This window comes from Schlesneria paludicola DSM 18645, assembly GCF_000255655.1.
Taxonomy (GTDB): domain Bacteria; phylum Planctomycetota; class Planctomycetia; order Planctomycetales; family Planctomycetaceae; genus Schlesneria; species Schlesneria paludicola.
Window position 1 is genome coordinate 96,129 of the sequence record NZ_JH636436.1, and the last position, 721, is coordinate 96,849.

Sequence of the window (721 nt, forward strand, 5' to 3'; positions counted from 1 at the left end):
CACCTTCACCAGCAGCAACGCCAACTACGGCAACGCATCGAGTGCTCCCGTCACGTTTACGATCACAAAGGCCCTTCCGGCGGTTGTCGTTACGAACTCAGGTGGCACTTTCAACGGTAATCCATTCCCGGCAACGGTGAAGGCAACTGGCATCGGCGGCGCTGCGGTGAGTGGCTCGCCGACATTGACGTACGATGGCGGCACGAGTGCAAACGGATCCAGCTCAACAACCGCACCAACCAACGCGGGAACCTACCCGGTCGTCGCCACATTCACCAGCAGCAACGCCAACTACGGCAACGCATCGAGTGCTCCCGTCACGTTTACGATCACGAAGGCCCTTCCGATAGTTGTCGTTACGAACGCAGGTGGCACTTTCAACGGTAATCCATTCCCGGCAACGGTGAAGGCAACTGGCATCGGCGGCGCTGCGGTGAGTGGCTCGACGAGTTTCATGTACTATGTTGGGACCAGCGTCAGCGGCATAGGCACGACAACCGCCCCAACCAACGCCGGTACTTACACGGTCGTCGCCACATTCACCAGCAGCAACGCCAACTACGGCAACGCATCGAGTGCTCCCGTCACGTTTACGATCACGAAGGCCCTTCCGATAGTTGTCGTTACGAACGCAGGTGGGACTTTCAATGGTAATCCATTCCCGGCAACGGTGAAGGCAACTGGCATCGGCGGGGGTGTGGGGAGGGGCTCCCCCCCCCCC

General features: G+C 59.6%; 1 protein-coding gene. It reads left to right on the forward strand.

Translation table 11 applies throughout. The features are described from left to right. Positions 1-721 (forward strand): MBG domain-containing protein (locus OSO_RS51445; RefSeq protein ID WP_010587215.1); only part of this gene is annotated, 721 nt, incomplete at both ends.